Here is a 17,352-nt window from a genome sequence, read left to right as displayed (position 1 = left end):
CGAGAGCAATTTCACCGATAGTACTATCGGTGAAATTCGACACAAGCCCCTTGGCTAGAGTTGTCGCCGGAGGTGCCCGTGACCCACACACCGCTCACCAGGAGCGAGGCCAAGGACCTGACCAGGCGCAGGCTGATCCGGGCGGCGCTGGCGATCCTCGACAAGGAGGGCGAGGCCGGACTGACCACCCTCAAGGTCGCCAAGGCCGCGGGCATCGCCCAGTCCACCTTCTACGTCCACTTCAAGGACAAGCAGGACCTGCTGCGCTCGCTCGGCGACGAGGGCGGCGAACGGCTGCGCCGGTCCATGCGCGAGGTCCGGCGGCAGGCGCGCGAGACCCACGACGCCGAACGGCACCGCGAGGCCTTCCGCATCCCGATCGAGGCCATCTGCCGCCACCCCGAGCTGCTGCGCATCCTCCAGCGGGCCCGCCACGACCCGGCCTCGCCGCTGCGCGAGTTCGCCATCGAGACGGCGGCCGCCTACCGCGACCACCACGCCGCCGACCTGGCCGCGCTCGGCTACACCGCCGACGACGAGCGCGACCGGCGGCGCCTGGAGATGATCGCCGAAGGCGTCAACGCGGCCACCAACGCGCTGGCGCTCGGCCACCTCGAAGGCCGCTACCCCGACGTCGAGGAGGTGCTCGACGTGCTCGTCGCGCTGTCCAACGGGGCGCTGCGGCTGCTCAGGTCGGGAGCCTAGGCCGCCCAGTGGGTGGCCGGGAGCAGCGCCAGCTTGTTGAGGGCGGTCGCGACCAGGTCGGCGAAGACCGAAGCGCCGTGCTCGGAGGTGTGGGTGTCGTCCTGCTTCTCCCGCGACAGGTAGAGCGACTTCGACTCCTCCGGGCCCAGTGACTCGACCAGCTCACGGCTGTCGCGGGTGAGGTCGATGAGCGCCACGCCCTGCGCCGCCGCCACCGTGCGCATCTCCGCCGGCAGGTCCACGCCCAGCCCGTTGACGATCAGCCCGTCGAGGTCCAGCCGGGAGCCGGTGAAGCGGCGCCGCACGACCGGCGTCACCAGCACCGGCGTCGCGCCCCTGGCCTCGATGCCGTGCACGATCCGCGTCAGGTTGGAGCGGAACTCGACGGCGCTGGTCTGCTTGTCGTTGTGGCCGAACTGCACCAGCGCCACGTCACCGGGGCAGAGCTGGTCGCGCATCTCCGCCCACATCGCCGGATTGGCCAGGAACGACGCCGAGCTCTCACCCGACCCCGAATGGTTGACCACCGACAGGCCGCGCCCGAAATGGCGAGGCAGCCGCTGACCCCACCCGGTGTAGGGGGCGGTCGCCTGGTCGGTGACCGTGGAGTCGCCCGCCAGGAACAGCGCCCGGCCGCGGGTGCGCGCCAGCTCGATCGCGCGCACCTCCGGGGCCGGGCCGGTGAACGTCAGCGTCAGCCCCGGGCAGCCGTCGCCGTCGTAGCCGTTCTGCTGGCTCTCCGGCGTGCGGACGTTGACGGTGAACGCGTGCCGCGCCGGGCCGTCGCCGGGCGAGGCGATCGCCATCAGCCGGCGGGCCTCGGCCAGCACGTGTGTGGTCGCGCCACCGATCACGACAGACACGTCATAGTGTCCCGGGTCGACGTCGAAGATGCGGATGATCGGTGTCACGGGGTCCCTTTTATCGCCCGCCTGTGCTGAGTGGCAGGGCGATGGCGCGCTTGAGGATCTTGCCGGTCGGGGTAACCGGCAGCTCGTCCACGAACGAGACGTGCCGGGGGTATTTGTAGGCCGCCACCCGTTCGCGGACGAACGCGCGCAGCGTCTCGGCGTCGACAGGCATCCGCAAGGCCACCACGGCGGCGATCTCCTCTCCGAGCTCGGGGTGGGGGACCCCGATCACCGCGGCCTGCCTGACGGCCGGGTGCTCGTAGAGGACCTCCTCCACCTCGCGAGAGTACACGGTATAGCCCCCGCGGATGATCACATCGCGTCGTCTGTCCACCAGGAAGAAAAAACCATCCCCGTCGACCCTTCCGAGGTCCCCGGTATGAAACCAGCCACCCCGGATGGCCTCCGCCGTGGCCGCCGGATTGTTCCAGTAGCCCTTCATCACGTTCGGGCCGCGGATGACGATCTCGCCCACCTCACCGCACGGCACCTCGTGGCCGTCCTCGTCCACGACCCGCATCTCGATGCCGCGCACCGGCCAGCCGACCGAGCCGGGGCGGCGGCCGTCGCCGCTGCGGTTCGTGGCGGCCAGCGCCGAGGTCTCGCTGAGCCCGTACCCCTCGACGATGCGGCAGCCGTAGCGGGCCTCGAAGGCGCGCAGCACGTCCACCGGGAGCGGGGCGCCGCCGGAGACGCAGACCCGCAGCAGCGACAGGTCGGAGACGCCCGGATGGTCGAGCAGCGCGATGTACATGGTCGGCACGCCCTGCAGCACCGTCACCCCGTCGCGGCGGATCACCTCCAGCGCCCGGCCCGCCTCGAAGCGGCGCATCAGCGTCAGCCGCGCGCCCGCGTGCACGGTCGCGTTGAGCGAGCAGGTCTGGCCGAAGGAGTGGTAGAGCGGTAGCGCCCCCAGCACCACGTCGTCGACGCCGAGCGCGTGCATGCGGGCCACGGTGGCGGCGTTGCCGCCCAGGTTGCCGTGGGTGAGCTCGATGCCCTTGGCCCGGCCGGTGGTGCCCGCCGTGTAGTGGATCACCGCGGTCTCGCCGTCGTCGCGCGGGACGACGCCCTCCTGCGGCGGCAGGCCGCGCAGCAGCCGGCGGAACTCGTCGGGGACGACGAAGAACAGGTCGGTGCGGGTGCCGGCGGTGCCCGCCTCGGCGGTCTCGGCGAACGCGTGCCAGGCGATCAGCAGCCGGGCCTGGCAGTCGCCCACGTACGAGGCGATCTCACGTTTTCTCAGCAGCGGGTCGAGCGGGACCACCACGGCCCCGACCCGCAGCACCCCGTAGTAGACGGCGGCGAACTCCGGCACGTTCGGCAGCATGATCGCCACGCGGTCGCCGGGCCCGACGCCGCGCTGCCGCAGCAGCGTCGCGATCCGCGCGGTCATCAGGTCGAGCGCGGCGTAGCTGAGCCGTGTCTCGTCCAGCGTGACGACCGTCCGTTCGCCGAGTCGCTCGGCGGACCTGTGGAGCCGGTCGGCGAGGTTCATGGCAACGACCGTACGCCGGGTGCCCCTCGGTCCTCATTGGTCGCGGTGGCCAGTCTTTTCCCGTCGGGATTGGTGGGGGGCAGCGCGTCCTGGAGCGCGATGGCCACCAGCAGCTCCACGAGGTCGTCGATGCGGCGCAGGCTGAGCCCGGTGCGCTCCTGGATGCGGCGCAGCCTGTACTGCGCGGTGTTGGGGTGGATCTGCAGCCGTTCGGCGGCGGTGCGCAGGTTGAGGTCGGCGGCGGCGAAGGCGCGGATCGTCGCGGTGAGCACGCCGCCGCGCGCCCGGTCCTCGTCCAGCAGCGCGGTGATGCGCGGATCGACCAGGTGGCGCGCGGTGTCGTCGGCGCGCAGCGCCAGATACTGGAACGCGGTGATCCGGGGCAGCGCGGCCACGCCGCCGCCCTCGGGCAGGAAGTCGAGCACCGCGCGGGCCTCCTGGTAGGCCTGCGGGATCTGGGCGGTGCCCGCGCCGACGGTGCTGATGCCCATCGCCAGCACGATGCCCTCGGCCAGCAGCGTCTCGCGCACGGCCTGGAGCCGGTCGCACAGCTCGCCGGCGTCGCCACCTGGGCCGAGCACCGGGATGGCCACGATCTCCGACTGCCGCACCACCGACAGCGTCCGCCCGCCGGGGCCGCCGGACCTGGCGATGGCCGCGCAGGCCGCGTGGCGGGCGTCGGCGCCCCGGTCGGGCCCTCTCGGCACGGCCGTGCGCAGCCCGAGCACGACGGCCACGACCACGAGCAGCGGCGTGCGCGACTCGGGCGCCAGGCCGTGCGCCTGGGCGGCGGCGAGCTGCGGTCCGCGCGTCGGCATCGCCCCGGCCAGCAGCGTCTCCAGCAGGTCGCGGCTCTCGCGCACCGCCTCGGCGGCGGCGTACTGCTGGAACTCCATGTAGGCGTTGGCGGCGTGCGTGCTGGCGAAGTCGCAGTAGCGCATGACCATCGCGGCCAGCGACAGCGCGGCCTCGTGGCCGGCGAACGAGCGTCCTGCCCTGGCCAGCACCGACTCCCAGAAGACCTGCTGGCCGACGCGGAAGGCGTTGATGTAGTCGGCCAGCGGGAGCCCGGCCCTGGCCCGGCGCATGGCGGCCTGCCGGGTGTGGGCGACGTCGTCCGGCGTCACCGTCCGCTCCTCCAGGAGGACGGCGAGCTTGCTGCCGTAGTGGCGCATCACCTGGTCGCGCACGTCGGCCAGGAACTCGGGGGTCTGGGCCGCGTAGGCGGGGATCTCGGCCCGCATGGCGGCCACCGCCGTGTCGGCCAGGTCGTCGAGGTCGGCGAGCAGCTCGGCGAGGATGCGCGCGCGCTCGGCGCGGACAGGCCCGGCGCCGGTGAACGTCTCCATGCCGGAAGCACTGGACATGCCCGGGATGATCCATGCCGGTCGCGGCGCGGTCAACGGGTTGTGACCGGTCCGAGACAGAGCCTGTGCTCCGACGACAACCTTCGCGGCGCAGGTTGGGTCACCGTGCCCAATGCGGTCATAGACGGCCGGATCCTACGCTGACCCCAATTGCAGAACAATCTTCCGCTCGCTGCGCCCCAGGAGGCCGGATGCTGGAAGTACACGATCTCACGGTCCGCTTCGGAGGCATCACCGCGCTGGACGGCGTCGGCTTCTCCGTCGCCGCCGGCGAGATGGTGGGGCTGATCGGACCGAACGGCGCCGGCAAGACCACCCTGTTCAACTGCCTCACCCGGCGCTGCGACGCCGACGGGGGAACGGTCCGCCACGAGGGGAAGGACCTCCTGGCGGTGCCGCCGCACGCCATCGCGGCACTCGGCATCGCCAGGACCTTCCAGAACCTCGGCCTGTTCCCCCGCATCTCCGTACGCGACAACGTCATGGTCGGCGCGCACCACCGGGGCCGCGCCGGCTTCCTGACGGCGGCGCTGCGGCTGCCCGGCGTGCGCGGCGAGGAACGCGGGCTGCGCGCCGAGGCCGACGCCGTGCTGCAACGCCTCTCCCTGTCCCACGTCGCCGACCACCCGGCGGCCGGGCTGCCGTTCGGCACGCTCAAACGGGTCGAGCTGGCCAGGGCGCTCATCGGCCGGCCCCGGCTGCTGCTGCTCGACGAGCCGGTCAACGGGCTCAACTCGGCCGAGGTCGAGGAGTTCGCCGGCACGCTGAGCGCGCTGCGCGACGAGCACGACCTGACCGTGGTCGTCGTCGAGCACCACATGGGCTTCGTCATGGGCACCTGCGAGCGGATCGTCTGCCTCGACTTCGGCAGGAAGATCGCCGAAGGGCCGCCCGAGCAGGTGCAGCGCGACCCCGGCGTCATCGAGGCCTACCTGGGGACGGCGGTATGAGCGAGCTGACGGTCCACGACCTGCACGCCGGGTACGGCGGCGCGCAGGTGCTGCACGGCGTGAGCCTCACCGTGGGCGAAGGCGAGATCTGCGCGATCCTCGGCCCCAACGGCGCCGGCAAGACGACCCTGCTGCGCGCCCTGTCGGGCATGGTCAAGGGACGCGGCAGCGTCCGGCTCGACGGCACCGAGCTGCTCGGCCGCCCGCCCGACGCGCTCGCCCGCCTGGGCGTCGCCCACGTCCCGGAGGGGCGCGGCACGTTCACCCAGCTCACCGTCGAGGAGAACCTCCGGCTCGGCGCGTACGTCCGGCGCTCCGGCGTGGAGGACGACCTGGAGCGCGTCTACACCTACTTCCCCGCGCTGAAACCCCGGCTCAGGCAGGCGGCGGGCAGCCTCAGCGGCGGCGAGCAGCAGATGCTCGCGCTCGGCCGGGCGCTCATGCTGCGCCCCCGGCTGCTCCTGCTGGACGAGCCCTCCCTGGGCCTGGCCCCGCTGGTCACCAGGGAGCTGTTCCACATCGTGCGGGCCGTCAACGAACAGGAGCGGACCACCGTGGTCGTCGTCGAGCAGAACGCCCATCTCGCCCTCGGCGTCGCCCAGCAGGCGCACGTCCTGGAGACCGGCAGGATCGTGCTGTCGGGCACCGCGGCCGACATCCGGGCCGACGAGCAGGTCGCCCAGTCCTACCTCGGATACCGGGTCTAGTCATGGCCGGATTCCTGCAACAGGTCATCGTGGGGCTCGGCACCGGCGCCATCTACGCCAGCCTCGCCCTCGCGCTCGTGCTCATCTACCGGTTCACCGGGATCGTCAACTTCGCCCAGGGCGAGCTGGCCATGTTCTCGGCCTACATCGCCTGGCAGTTCACCGCCGCGGGCGTGCCGTTCTGGCTGTCGCTGGTGCTCGCGCTGGCCGTGTCGTTCGCGGGCGGCATGCTCGTCGAACGGGTGATCATCCGGCCGGTCGAGGGCGCGCCCGAGCTGACCGTGGTCATCGTCACCGTGGGGCTGTTCATCTTCGTCAACGCCGCCGCCGGCTGGATCTGGACGTTCCTCATCAAGGACTTCCCCAACCCGTTCCCGGGCGGCGCGCTGCACGTGGGCGGGCTCAGCGTGGCCTTCTCCACGCTCGGCGTCCTGGCCGTCGTGGGGGTCGTCATGGGGCTGCTCTACCTGCTGTTCCAGCACACCAAGATCGGGCTGGGCATGCGGGCGGTGTCGGCCAACCCCGACTCGGCGCGGCTCGTCGGCATCCGCGTCGGCTGGACGCTCGCGCTCGGCTGGGGGCTGGCCGCCACCGTCGGCGCCGTGTCCGGCGTGCTCGTCGCGCCGCTGCTGTTCCTGGAGCCGAACATGATGGGCGGCGTCCTCATCTACGCCTTCGCCGCCGCCACGCTCGGCGGCTTCGACAGCCCGCTCGGCGCCGTCGTCGGCGGGCTCGTCGTGGGCGTGGCCGAGACCCTGGCCGGCGCGTACGTCACCGCCATCGGGCCCGACCTCAAGGTCGGCGTGCCGCTGGCGATCATCCTCGGCGTCCTGCTGCTGCGGCCCCAGGGCCTGTTCGGGCGAGCGGTGGTGGAGCGGGCATGAGCGAGTCGACGCAGGTGAGCGACCGTACGACCGCCCGCGAGCAGGCCCCGGCCCGTCCCGCGGTGACCCGATGGCGGTGGGCCGCGGCGGCGGCGCTGCTGGCGGCGGCCGTCTACGCGCCCTTCCAGCTCGTGCCGTTCCACGTCTTCCAGCTCACCATGGTGCTGATCTACGCTGTGGCGCTGCTCGGGCTGAACCTGCTCGTCGGGCACGCCGGGCAGATCTCCCTGGGGCACGGGGCGTTCTTCGCCGTCGGCGCCTACACCGCGGCGATCCTGCTCGACCGGTGGGACGCGCCCTACCCGCTGACCCTGCCCGCCGCCGCCCTGGTCGCGTTCGTGCTCGGGCTGGCGTTCGGGGTGCCCGCGATGCGGCTGCGCGGGCTCTATCTGGCCCTGGTCACGCTGGCCATCGCGATCTTCCTGGTGCCGCTGCTCAAGCGGTTCGAGGAGGTCACCGGCGGCTCGATGGGGCTGTCGCTGGCCAAGCCCGCCCCGCCCGCGTGGAGCGGGCTCGCCGAGGACCAGTGGCTGTACTTCCTCGCCCTGGCCGTCACCGTCGCCGCGTTCCTGCTGGCCGCGAGCCTGCTGCGGTCCCGGGTCGGGCGGGCCCTGCACGCCGTCCGCGACGACGAGGCCGCTGCCGAGGTCATGGGCGTGCGGCCGGCGTACTACAAGACGCTGGCCTTCGCGTGGAGCGCGATGTTCGCCGGGATCGCCGGGTGCCTCTACACGTGGGTGATCGGGTTCGTCTCGCCCGACTCGTTCGTGGTCAACCTGTCGATCACCCTGCTGGCCGGGCTCGTCGTCGGCGGGCTCGGGTCGCTGTCCGGCCCGGTGCTCGGCGCACTGTTCGTGATGTTCGTGCCGAGCATCTCCCAGGACGTCAACGAGGCCGCGCCCGGCGTCATCTTCGGCCTCCTCATCATCGCGGTCATGTACGTCGCGCCGACCGGGCTGGCCGGGCTGGCCGGACGCGCCGCGAACTCGATCAAGAAGACCCTCCGGAAGGGGTAACGGCATGCGTTTATCTGCGATCGGCCGCACGGCGGTGACGGCCACCCTGCTGATCGCCGCGGCGGCCTGCGGAGGGCGGGACAGCGGCGGCGGAGACGCCCAGGCCACGGGCGCCACGGGCGGCCAGTGCGCCGGCCAGCAGACCACCGGCATCACCGACACCACGCTCAAGCTCGGCGGCATCTACCCGCTGTCGGGTCCCGCGTCCGCCTACGGCGCCATCCCCAAGGGCATCAAGGCCTACTTCGACTATGTCAACGCCGAGAAGGGCGGCATCGGCGGGCGCAAGGTCGAGTTCGTCGTGCGCGACGACGGCTACCAGCCGCCCAAGGCCGTCGAGGAGGCGCGCCGGCTGGTCGAGCAGGAGCAGGTGTTCGCCCTCTTCCAGACGCTCGGCACCCCGTCCACCACCGCGACCTGGGACTACACCAACCAGCAGAAGGTCCCGCAGGTCTTCGTCGCCACCGGCGCGTCCGTGTGGGGGACCGACACCGCGCACCCGTGGACCATCGGCTGGCAGCCCAACTACGTCTCCGAGGCCCGCGTCTACGCCCAGTTCCTCAAGCAGGAGCACCCGGACGCCAAGGTCGCCGTCCTCTACCAGAACGACGACTTCGGCAAGGACCTGCTCGGCGGCTTCAAGAACGCCATCGCCGGCACCGGCGTCACGATCGCGGCCGAGCAGAGCTACGAGGTCTCCGACCCGACCGTGGACCCGCAGATGCGCAACCTGGCCGAATCCAAGGCCGACGTGTTCCTCAACGTCACCACGCCCAAGTTCGGCTCCCAGGCGCTCGCCGCCGACGCCAAGAACACCGCCTGGAACCCGCTGCACATCGTCAACAACGTCGCCGCCTCCATCACCGTGCTCAAGCCCGTCGGCTTCGAGAACGTGCAGGGCGTCGTCTCCGCCACCTACTACAAGGACCCCGTCGACCCCACCTGGGCCGACGACGCCGAGATGAAGCTCTACAAGGCCAAGATGCAGCAGTACGCGCCCGACGCCGACCCGCAGGTGCCCTACCACGCCTTCGGCTGGGCCGTGGCCAGCAGCTTCCACAAGGCGATGGAGGCCGCCAAGTGCCCCACGCGGGAGGGGCTGCGCGACTCGGTCCGCAACCTGCAGGGGATTCAGGTGGACATGCTGCTGCCCGGCGTGAAGCTGGAGACCGGGCAGGGTGACGGCTTCCCGATCGAGTCGCTGCAGCTCATGCGGTTCAAGGGCGAGCGGTGGGAGCTGTTCGGCGAGGTGATCGACACCCGCAAGGAGTTCGGCCCGCTCACCGGCTGACGCTGCGAGCCGGGGCCGCCGTCTTCCCTCCGGGGCGGCGGCCCCGGGCGGGTGACGGCGTCGAGCCGGTCGGCCTGGTCAGCGCAGTCAGGACCAGGCCACGGGATGACGGCCGCGAGGCGCTAGCGGTTCCGGGCCGCGCGCTCGCGCTCGTACGCGGCGTTGATGCGCAGCGCCTCGGCGAGCTGGTCCTCCAGGATGATGATCCGGCAGGCGGCCTCGACCGGAGTGCCCTGGTCGACGAGCTCGCGGGCCCGCGCGGCCAGGCGAAGCTGGTAGCGGGAGTAGCGCCGGTGGCCGCCACCGGAGCGTTTCGGCTCGATCAGCTTGGCGGCGCCCAGAGCCCGGAGGAACGTCGGGGTGACGCCCAGCATCTCGGCTGCCGCGCCCATGCTGTAGGCGGGGTAGTCCTCGTCGTCGAACCGGTCCTCGGCCGTGTGTTCGGCCGGCTCGGCCGGTTCGGCAATCCTGCCGCGGGCGAGCGTGTCACCCTCGGCGTTCGAACGGCGTTGATCCATACATTCCTTTCCGAAACGCGAACAGGGGGCCCCGGCGCAGGTCGCGCCGGGGCCCCGAAGAGTTCAACACCATCTACCGGCCATCAGGCCGGCTCATCTTTTCCGCATCCACCGCGCTGGGCGGCGGTGATGCGCGGATCGCGGATGCGTGACCGTAGACCACCTTCCTAACTGTGGAACTGCGGTACCCGAGCGGCGAGACTCAGCCGGCAACGGGCGATCCCGATGGCGTCAACACTCCCTTCATCTTTCTCTTCCGGACCTTTGTCCTACTTCACTTGCGGCAGCGCGTCCACGGTCGGGGCCCCTAACCACTGCGCTGGCCCGTCACGTCCGACCTTCTGCCATCCAATACTCCGGGCGGTTCGTCGTGGTGCTTACTGCTGCCGCCCGGCGAATCAGTTCCTTGCGATGTCAGAAAGACTAGCTCGCTCGCCACCAAATGTCTACTACGGCCGTGACAGATTTTCGGTAGCGGCGGAATCGGGAAGTCGGTGGGGCGGTGGGTGTCCCTTCCGGCGCCGCCCGTTCGTCGTGAAGATGGGGAACCCATGCCGCGGAGGATGCGATGCAGTACGCCTTGATGATCTACAGCGAGTCCAGCTACCTGGAGGGGCTGCCGGACGACGAGCGCGAGGCCGCCCACGCCGACTACCGCGCGCTGGCCGAGGACGACCGGTTCGTCTCGGCGGCGCAGTTGGAGCCGGCGGAGACGGCGACCTGCGTGCGCCTGGCGGGCGGCCGGACGCTGATGACCGACGGGCCGTTCGCCGACACCAAGGAGGTGCTCGGCGGGTTCTGCCTGATCGAGGCGGCCGACCTGGACGAGGCGGCGGAGCTGGCGGCGCGCATCCCGGCGGTGCGGCTCGGCGGCACCGTGGAGATCAGGCCGCTGGCCCAGCCCTGACCTGATCGGATCGGATGGATCGGATCGGAGGAGAACGGTGCTGGAGGAGGCGTTCCGCGACGAGTGGGGCCGGGTCGTGGCCTCGCTGGTCGGGTTCCTCGGCGACTTCGACCGGGCCGAGGACGCCGCCCAGGAGGCGTTCGCCGTGGCGGCGCGGACCTGGCCGAGGACCGGGCCCCCCGACTCGCCGGGCGCGTGGCTGGTGACGACGGCCCGCAACCGGGCGATCGACCGGCTCCGCAGGGAGCGCGCCCTGGCCGGGAAGATGCACCTGCTGGCGGAGCCGGAGGCCACCGTGGACGAGGCCGACGACACGTTGATCAAGGACGAGCGACTTGAGCTGATCTTCACCTGCTGCCATCCGGCGCTGCCCTTGGAGGGCCAGGTGGCGCTCACGCTGCGCGCGCTCGGCGGCCTGAACACCGCCGAGATCGCCCGCGCGTTCCTGGTGTCCGAGGAGACCATGAAACGGCGCCTGACCCGCGCCAAGACGAAGATCAGGGCGGCGGGCATCCCGTTCACGGTGCCGGGCGCGCACCTGCTGCCCGAACGGCTCGACGCCGTGCTGGCCGTCCTCTACCTGATCTACAACGAGGGCTACAGTGGCCGCGTCGACCTCGGCGCCGAAGCCATCCGCCTGGGACGGGTGCTGGCCGCGCTCCTGCCGGACGAGCCCGAGACGTACGGGCTGCTGGCGCTGATGCTCATCCACCACGCCCGGCGGAGGGCCAGGTTCGCCGGCGAGCGGGGCGAGGATTTGGTGCTGCTCGACGACCAGGACCGGTCGCTGTGGGACCTGGACCGGATCGCCGAGGGCCGGGCGGTGCTCGACCGGGCGATCGCGCTGGGCGGGCGCGGCGCGTACGTCGTCCAGGCCGCCATCGCCTCACTCCAGGCGCACGAGCGGGTCGACTGGCCGCAGGTCGCCGAGCTGTACCGGCGGCTGGCGGCGCTGACCGGCTCGGCGGTGGTCGAGCTCAACCGGGCCGTGGCGCTCGCTCAGGCCGGCGACCCGGCCGGGGCGCTGTGCGCCGTCGACCGGCTCGACCTGGACGGCTACCTCTACTTCCACTCCACGCGCGGCGAGCTGCTGCGGCGGCTCGGCCGCGACGGCGAGGCCAGGGCCGCCTACCGGCGGGCGCTCGACCTGGCCGTGTCGACCCCCGAGCAGCGGTTCCTCACCCGGCGGCTCGAACAGCTCTGACCCTGTCCCGGCGGCCGCCGCCCGTTCGTCCCCTGGGTAGGAACGCGCTCCCGCGGATCGTGCTCGCCGCGCTCGTCGTCCGGGGGCGGTTCGGCCCTACCGACAAGGAGAACCGCATGTCCGCCATCGCCGAGGCCAACAAGGCCACCCTCCGGCGCTTCCACGACGCCGTCAGCTCCGGGGACGCCGAGTTCATCGCCAGGACGATCGACGAGATCGTCGACCCGGGCGTGCTGATCCGCACGCCGCTGCCGATCCGGACGGAGGGCGTCGAAGCGCTGAAGGAGGTGCTGCTGACCCTGCACAGCGCCTTCCCCGACCTGCGCGTCGAGGTCGAGGACGTGATCGCCGAAGGGGACAAGGTCGTCACCAGGAACACCTGCACCGGCACGCACCTGGGCGAGTACCTGGGCCTGGCGCCCACCGGCCGGTCCGTCACGTACAAGGAGATCCTCATCGCCCGGTTCGCCGGTGGGCGGCTCGCCGAGACCTGGGCGGTCGTCGACGTGGCCGCGCAGATGCGGCAGCTCGGCGTGCTCCCGGGCTGACCGTGCTCCCAGGCTGACCGTGCCCCCGCCGGTCCCGGGACCGGCGGGGGCGGGAGATCACTCGCGGGCGTCCGGCGCCGACAGCACCGCCGTGGTGGCGGCCGGGCGGCGCGGGATGTCCCGCAGGCTGAAGGCGTACCTGGCCGTGGAGTCCGCGATCGCGTCGGAGTTCACGTCCAGGGCCGTCGCGTTGACGTTCGACAGCGTGTCGCACGCCTGGTGGTAGCAGGGGTCGAACGCGACGCCCGCCGTGCCGCCGAACAGCGCGGCCTGCTCGGGCGTCTTGATCTGCTCGGCGCCGGTGAAGATGCCGCCCGACGGGATGCCGACCGCGATGAACGGCCCGTAGTCGGAGCGGCCGTCGAAGTCGGTGCCGATCGTGGGCAGGCGGCGGGCCTCGTAGAAGTCCTCGAACCCGGCCTCGATCTCGGCGGACCCGGCAGGCCCCGCGGGCGCGCCGGTGGCGTCGGAGTCGTCACCGTCATAGAGGAACGTCGCGTGGTTGGGCGAGGCGATCATGTCGAAGTTCAGGTAGAGCCTGATCCGGTCCCGCTCGGCCTGGCTCAGGCTCTCGACGTACTGGTCCGAGCCCAGCAGGCCGATCTCCTCGGCGGCCCAGAACGCGAAGCGCACCTTGTTCCTGACCGGGAAGTGCCGCATCTGCAGCGCGGTCTCCAGGATGGCGGCGCTGCCGGAGGCGTTGTCGTTGATGCCCGGTCCCTCATGGACGCTGTCGAGGTGGCCGCCGACCATGACGACGTTGCGCGGGTCGCCGCCCCGCGTCTCGGCGATCACGTTCTCGTCGGTGCCGAGCGTCAGCGTCGCGTCCACCTTGAGCCTGACCTGCGTGGCCGGCGTCGCCGCCAGCGCCTGGCCGACGGCGAAGTCGGCGTAGACCATCGGCACCCCGGCCCGCCACTCGCCGATGTCCAACGGGTTCGCCTCGGTGCGGCCCGGCTGGCCCTCGTTGAACACGATGATCCCGGACGCCCCGGCGAACCCGGCGAGCCGGATCTTCGTCGCGAACGGGCAGGTGCCGCGCTGGATGAGCGCGATGTTGCCCGCCTGGAAGCCGGCGAAGTCCGACGCCTCGCAGCCGCTGGTCGACGACGGCGCCGGCGACGGCGGCAGTGTCAGGTCCACGCCCTGCACGAGCGCCGTCACGTCCCCGGCGGGCGACGGCTGGAAGGTGTAGAAGTCCTCGTTCGGCGTGTACGAGCCGAGCAGCGGCGGGGAGTTCTCCGTCCAGCCCTCGACGAAGTTGATCGGCTGGAGCGAGACCTTGTAGCCGGCCTGGCGCAGCTTGCCGGCCACGTAGTCGCGGGAGGCGTCGTAACCGGGCGTGCCGGCCGCCCGGTTGCCGCCGTTGGCCGTGGCCAGCGCCTGGAAGGTTTTCAGATGCTTGTTGACGTTGACGCCCTTGACCTTCTTCACCAGCAGCCTGGCGAAGGCGTCGTCCACGTGCCCCCCGGCGTGGGCCGGTGGCGCGAGGGCGAGGGGCACGGCGATGGCCGTGGCCACGGCCAGGGCACGGATGACGCCTTGACGAAGACGCATGATCATTTCGCACTTCCCATGGGACAGCCTGAAGCACCCGTTTCCCCCGAGGCGTGCTGAAGGGAACGTATTACCGCGGTTCCCTGCTGAGAAGCCCCGGCCGGCCCAGGGAATGTGCGAGATTCCGGACAATCCTGCGGTTGACGGCGTGGCCGCCGCTGTCTATAGGGGCCCTCTCCACCAGGGGCCGCGGATCGCGTACGTCCGGCCCGGCGGGTCCAGCGACCGGGTGCCGCCGAGCTGGTTGACGAACAGCACCGAGCCGTCCGGGCTGAAGCACGCCCCCGCGAACTCGCTGTCGTCGGCGATGTTCACCGCGAACTCGAACGGCTCACCGCCGCGCGGGTCCAGCCCGATCAGCCGGTTGACGTTGGTCAGGCCCGGAGCCAGCGGGTGCGGGTCGTCGTCCTCCGACGCGTCGTCCTCGCACAGCACGATGCCGCCGCGCGGGGTGAACGTCAGGTTGTCCGGCGAGTCCAGCTCCTTGCGCCCGCGCGACTCGTACACCAGCACCAGCGTGCCGCCGGTGCGGCCGGGCACGTACTGCCAGACCTGGCCGTAGCCCTTCAGGTAGCCCTCCTCGTCAGGGCCGTCGCCGGTCTTGGCGTCGCCGCCGCTGGTGGAGTTGAAGAACACCGCCCCGTCACCCCACCAGCAGCCCTCCAGCCGGTTGAACTTGGCCGCGCCCTTGGCCAGCCCCTGCTGCGCGCAGGTCGCCGCGCCGTTCTCCAGGTCGGGGTCCGGGTCGTCGATTCGCACCCACTCGACCGGCAGCCGGGCGCCCATCCGCTGGGCCTCGCGGCAGTCGTAGCCGTCCACGCCGACGATCTTGAGCATCTCCAGCACGCCGCCGGCCGACAGATCGCGCGGGTTGCGGGGGCGGAACCGGTAGAACCCGTCGGGCTTGCCCGGATCGTCCTCGGTCTCGTACACGTACCCGGTGTACGGGTCGACGGCGACGGCCTCGTGCGAGAAGCGGCCCATCGCGGTGAGCGGCATGGACGCGGCCGGGCTGCCCGGCTCCGGGCCGTGCAGCGGCACCTCGAAGACGTAACCGTGCTTGCGCTGCCAGCCCTGCTGCGGACCGGCCCACGTCTCCTCGCACGACAGCCAGCCCCGGTTGTGCAGCATGCGGCCGCCCGCGCAGTTGGCGATCGTGCCGTTGAGGCTGACGAAGTGGCGTAACAGCTCGCCGGTGCGCAGGTCCACCTCCAGCGTGGTGGTGCCGGCGACGCCCAGCTCGTCGTAGCGCTGCGAGCCCGGCACGTGCACGCGGCCGTCCGGGTAGCCGGGCGGCGTGCGCACCTCGTGGTTGCGGATCAGCCGGACCGTGTGGGAGCGGGTGCCGGGGAAGGCGGCCATGCCGTCGTGCGCCATCGGCGTCGGCACGCCGTCGGACATCGGCGTGCCCGTCTTGCCGAAGACGACGTAGGAGAATCCGGCGGGCAGGGCGAGCAGTTCCTCCCCGGTGTTGGTGGTGGGGGTGCGCTGCAGCTCGCCGTATCCCGCGTAGCCGGAACGGGGTGAGCGCCGTCCCGCGTCTGCCCAGGCGGCGTGCGCGCCCAGGGTGTTGATGGCGATGCCGCTCGCGAGCACGCCTCCGGTGGTGGCCAGGAAGGACCTACGCCTCATGCATGAACTCCTTGTGAACAAGAGATTTCCACACACTAAACGGATCTTGTGTTCCGGAGGCAGGCCCAAATGATCGCGTAGCCTGGACGGGTGCTCCAGCGGGTCCTGCGGATTGCGGTCGCGCTCACCGTCGTGGTTCTGGCCGTCCTCCCCGACGGCGGAGCCGGTCCCGGCCATGACCCCTGCCCGCCCCGCGACACCCGCGTCGCCGTCTCCTACCCGATCACCGGCTACTGGGTGATCCCGCGCGCCGACCGCTGCGCCACCCGGCGTACGGTCGAGGCCGTGCACGCCGTCGGCGGCGACACGCTCATCACGTTCGGCGCGCGCATCCTGCCCGCCCGGCCCGACGCCCGAGGCCGCATCCCCGCCGTCGCCGGCTGCGTCGAGGACGGCCGCACCTGCTACGAGGCCGCGCGGGCGACCGGCAGGCCCATCCGCCGCGTCTACACGTACGTGACGAGCGAACGGTTCGGCGACGCCGTGCTGCGCTGCCCCGGCCTCGACCGGCGCGTCGAGCACGACGGACGCACCTACTACCGGCTCATGCTCGCCCCCGCCTGCGACGCCGCCGCCTTCGACCTGCTCCTGATCGCCACCGACGGCGACGGCGTCGGCGACCTGCTCACCGAGGCCGCCGCGTACGGCATGGCCGTCATCCCCGGCCTGCCCGTGCCGCCCAAGGACCCCGCCAAACCCTGGCTGCCCGACCTCGCCCACCTGCCGGCGCTCAACGAACTCACCGCGCGCGTCATGGCCGACTACCGGCGCCGCCACGCCGCCTCACCCGCGCTCGGCGGCGTCTACCAGTCGTTCGAACTCGCCATGCGCGACCGCGCCGACGACGACCCCATCATCGCCCTGTACGCCGCCCAGCACGCCGTCGTCGCCGCCGGACTGCCCGGCGAGACGATCATGGTCAGCCCGTTCTGGGACGCCCGGCGCGGGCGTGGCTTCCCGCCCGCCCACGTCGGCAAGGGCCTGGCCGACATCGCCGCCACCCGCGCCGGCGCGCCCATGGCCATCGCCGTCCAGGACGGGCGCGGCGTCGGCAAGGTCCCCGTCCACGGCCCCGACCAGGCCGCCGCCCCCGTCGACGCGCGCCTCGAACCCGTCGTCGGCCGCGTCGCCAACCAGGCCGCCTACTACGGCTCCACCCGCGACTACGTGGCCGCCGCCGCCCGCCACCTGACCCCCGGCGTGGAGCTCTGGGTGAACGTCGAGGTCTTCGAACCCACCCAGGTCGCCGGCGAGTGCGGCCGGGCCAACCCGTTCCCGCTGCGCGGCCGCGCCACCAAGAGCCGCGTCGACGCCCAGGTCGCCGCCGTCGGCCGGCACGCCAGCAAGATCATCTCGTACGGGTGGGACCCGTTCCTGACCTGCCGCCACTCCCACGCCACGCCGTCGCTGGCCGACGACCTCACCGCCCACGGGCAGCGGCCCATCATCGCCCACGCCCGCCCCGCCGCGTACGGCGGCCGCACCGGCGTCCTCGTCGAGGGCTACCACCTCGCGGGCGGCACCCTCACCTTCACCTACCGCCAGTCCGGCGGCGCCACCGCCCGGGTCACCGTCCCCCAGACCTGGCACGACCCGCGCACCGGCGCCGACCCCCGCCTCCCGGACGGCCTCCAGTCCGCCTGGGCCCCCTTCACCC

Annotated in this window: 16 protein-coding genes; 10 read left to right on the top strand and 6 right to left on the bottom strand. The window is 72.1% G+C overall.

Features of this window, described 5'->3' with window-relative positions:
• The first annotated feature begins 78 nt into the window (after positions 1-78).
• A complete protein-coding gene (locus tag ACBI99_RS42770; RefSeq protein WP_219508399.1) occupies positions 79-705 on the top strand; it encodes a TetR family transcriptional regulator in 627 nt (208 codons plus the stop codon).
• Here the strand turns inward: ACBI99_RS42770 and ACBI99_RS42765 are convergent.
• From ACBI99_RS42765 to ACBI99_RS42755, 3 genes are read right to left on the bottom strand one after another with little or no spacing between them, the layout of a single operon-like run.
• Positions 702-1,616, bottom strand: coding sequence for a rhamnogalacturonan acetylesterase (locus ACBI99_RS42765; RefSeq protein ID WP_219508400.1), 915 nt, complete (start codon positions 1,614-1,616; stop codon positions 702-704). The genes ACBI99_RS42770 and ACBI99_RS42765 overlap by 4 nt on opposite strands.
• Before the next feature lie 10 nt (positions 1,617-1,626).
• Positions 1,627-3,114: a long-chain fatty acid--CoA ligase gene (locus tag ACBI99_RS42760; RefSeq protein ID WP_375075068.1), complete on the bottom strand. Its 1,488-nt coding sequence runs from the start codon at positions 3,112-3,114 to the stop codon at positions 1,627-1,629.
• Entirely contained in the window at positions 3,111-4,481 is a 1,371-nt protein-coding gene (locus tag ACBI99_RS42755; RefSeq protein ID WP_246645652.1) for a CdaR family transcriptional regulator, read from the bottom strand. The genes ACBI99_RS42760 and ACBI99_RS42755 overlap by 4 nt, the downstream gene beginning before the upstream one ends.
• Before the next feature lie 191 nt (positions 4,482-4,672).
• Here ACBI99_RS42755 and ACBI99_RS42750 point away from each other — a divergent pair, with 191 nt between their 5' ends.
• From ACBI99_RS42750 to ACBI99_RS42730, 5 genes are read left to right on the top strand one after another with little or no spacing between them, the layout of a single operon-like run.
• Positions 4,673-5,431, top strand: coding sequence for an ABC transporter ATP-binding protein (locus ACBI99_RS42750; protein WP_219508402.1), 759 nt, complete (start codon positions 4,673-4,675; stop codon positions 5,429-5,431).
• Positions 5,428-6,138 (top strand): ABC transporter ATP-binding protein, encoded by a 711-nt coding sequence (locus ACBI99_RS42745; protein WP_375075067.1) that lies wholly within the window; start codon positions 5,428-5,430, stop codon positions 6,136-6,138. The genes ACBI99_RS42750 and ACBI99_RS42745 overlap by 4 nt, the downstream gene beginning before the upstream one ends.
• A 2-nt stretch (positions 6,139-6,140) precedes the next feature.
• Positions 6,141-7,022, top strand: a complete 882-nt coding sequence (locus ACBI99_RS42740) for a branched-chain amino acid ABC transporter permease (RefSeq protein WP_219508404.1) — start codon at positions 6,141-6,143, stop codon at positions 7,020-7,022.
• Entirely contained in the window at positions 7,019-8,038 is a 1,020-nt protein-coding gene (locus ACBI99_RS42735) for a branched-chain amino acid ABC transporter permease (protein ID WP_375075066.1), read from the top strand. Before ACBI99_RS42740 ends, ACBI99_RS42735 begins: the two co-directional genes overlap by 4 nt.
• A gap of 4 nt (positions 8,039-8,042) precedes the next feature.
• Positions 8,043-9,329, top strand: coding sequence for an ABC transporter substrate-binding protein (locus tag ACBI99_RS42730; RefSeq protein WP_375075065.1), 1,287 nt, complete (start codon positions 8,043-8,045; stop codon positions 9,327-9,329).
• Between the two features lie 122 nt (positions 9,330-9,451).
• On the opposite strand, the gene ACBI99_RS42725 is transcribed toward ACBI99_RS42730, so the two are convergent.
• A complete protein-coding gene (locus tag ACBI99_RS42725) occupies positions 9,452-9,721 on the bottom strand; it encodes a MerR family transcriptional regulator (protein ID WP_219508417.1) in 270 nt (89 codons plus the stop codon).
• Positions 9,722-10,415: 694 nt separating this feature from the next.
• Between ACBI99_RS42725 and ACBI99_RS42720 the strand changes: the two genes are divergently transcribed.
• The 3 genes from ACBI99_RS42720 to ACBI99_RS42710 all read left to right on the top strand — a co-directional run bounded on the left by ACBI99_RS42720 (position 10,416) and on the right by ACBI99_RS42710 (position 12,506).
• Positions 10,416-10,754 carry a YciI family protein gene (locus ACBI99_RS42720; RefSeq protein WP_219508407.1) on the top strand — a complete coding sequence of 113 codons (339 nt, stop codon included), beginning with the start codon at positions 10,416-10,418 and terminating at the stop codon, positions 10,752-10,754.
• Between the two features lie 37 nt (positions 10,755-10,791).
• Entirely contained in the window at positions 10,792-11,958 is a 1,167-nt protein-coding gene (locus tag ACBI99_RS42715) for a sigma-70 family RNA polymerase sigma factor (RefSeq protein WP_308125904.1), read from the top strand.
• A gap of 116 nt (positions 11,959-12,074) precedes the next feature.
• On the top strand, positions 12,075-12,506 hold the full coding sequence (locus tag ACBI99_RS42710; RefSeq protein WP_219508408.1) for an ester cyclase: 432 nt from the start codon (positions 12,075-12,077) through the stop codon (positions 12,504-12,506).
• Positions 12,507-12,563: 57 nt separating this feature from the next.
• Here ACBI99_RS42710 and ACBI99_RS42705 read toward each other — a convergent pair whose 3' ends face one another.
• Positions 12,564-14,063, bottom strand: coding sequence for a M28 family metallopeptidase (locus ACBI99_RS42705; RefSeq protein ID WP_375075064.1), 1,500 nt, complete (start codon positions 14,061-14,063; stop codon positions 12,564-12,566).
• Positions 14,064-14,225: 162 nt separating this feature from the next.
• Positions 14,226-15,695, bottom strand: coding sequence for an alkaline phosphatase PhoX (locus ACBI99_RS42700; protein WP_357583848.1), 1,470 nt, complete (start codon positions 15,693-15,695; stop codon positions 14,226-14,228).
• Between the two features lie 90 nt (positions 15,696-15,785).
• On the opposite strand from ACBI99_RS42700, the gene ACBI99_RS42695 reads away from it, so the two are divergent.
• Positions 15,786-17,352 (top strand): DUF4434 domain-containing protein (locus ACBI99_RS42695; protein ID WP_375075063.1); only part of this gene is annotated, 1,567 nt, incomplete at its 3' end.

Origin of the sequence: Nonomuraea sp. ATR24, assembly GCF_041950485.1 — a bacterium.
Lineage (GTDB): Bacteria > Actinomycetota > Actinomycetes > Streptosporangiales > Streptosporangiaceae > Nonomuraea > Nonomuraea ceibae.
The sequence above is the reverse complement of the archived record's forward strand: the minus strand, read 5'-3'. Positions and strand labels throughout refer to the sequence as shown.

Bases quoted from the DNA above. Each gene is read 5' to 3' on its own strand.
- ACBI99_RS42740 (WP_219508404.1), top strand. From the start codon at position 6,141: ATGGCCGGATTCCTGCAACAGGTCATCGTGGGGCTCGGCACCGGCGCC.
- ACBI99_RS42745 (WP_375075067.1), top strand. From the start codon at position 5,428: ATGAGCGAGCTGACGGTCCACGACCTGCACGCCGGGTACGGCGGCGCG.
- ACBI99_RS42710 (WP_219508408.1), top strand. From the start codon at position 12,075: ATGTCCGCCATCGCCGAGGCCAACAAGGCCACCCTCCGGCGCTTCCAC.
- ACBI99_RS42760 (WP_375075068.1), bottom strand. From the start codon at position 3,114: ATGAACCTCGCCGACCGGCTCCACAGGTCCGCCGAGCGACTCGGCGAA.
- ACBI99_RS42700 (WP_357583848.1), bottom strand. From the start codon at position 15,695: ATGAGGCGTAGGTCCTTCCTGGCCACCACCGGAGGCGTGCTCGCGAGC.
- ACBI99_RS42725 (WP_219508417.1), bottom strand. From the start codon at position 9,721: ATGGGCGCGGCAGCCGAGATGCTGGGCGTCACCCCGACGTTCCTCCGG.
- ACBI99_RS42705 (WP_375075064.1), bottom strand. From the start codon at position 14,063: ATGCGTCTTCGTCAAGGCGTCATCCGTGCCCTGGCCGTGGCCACGGCC.
- ACBI99_RS42730 (WP_375075065.1), top strand. From the start codon at position 8,043: ATGCGTTTATCTGCGATCGGCCGCACGGCGGTGACGGCCACCCTGCTG.
- ACBI99_RS42750 (WP_219508402.1), top strand. From the start codon at position 4,673: ATGCTGGAAGTACACGATCTCACGGTCCGCTTCGGAGGCATCACCGCG.
- ACBI99_RS42720 (WP_219508407.1), top strand. From the start codon at position 10,416: ATGCAGTACGCCTTGATGATCTACAGCGAGTCCAGCTACCTGGAGGGG.
- ACBI99_RS42735 (WP_375075066.1), top strand. From the start codon at position 7,019: ATGAGCGAGTCGACGCAGGTGAGCGACCGTACGACCGCCCGCGAGCAG.
- ACBI99_RS42755 (WP_246645652.1), bottom strand. From the start codon at position 4,481: ATGTCCAGTGCTTCCGGCATGGAGACGTTCACCGGCGCCGGGCCTGTC.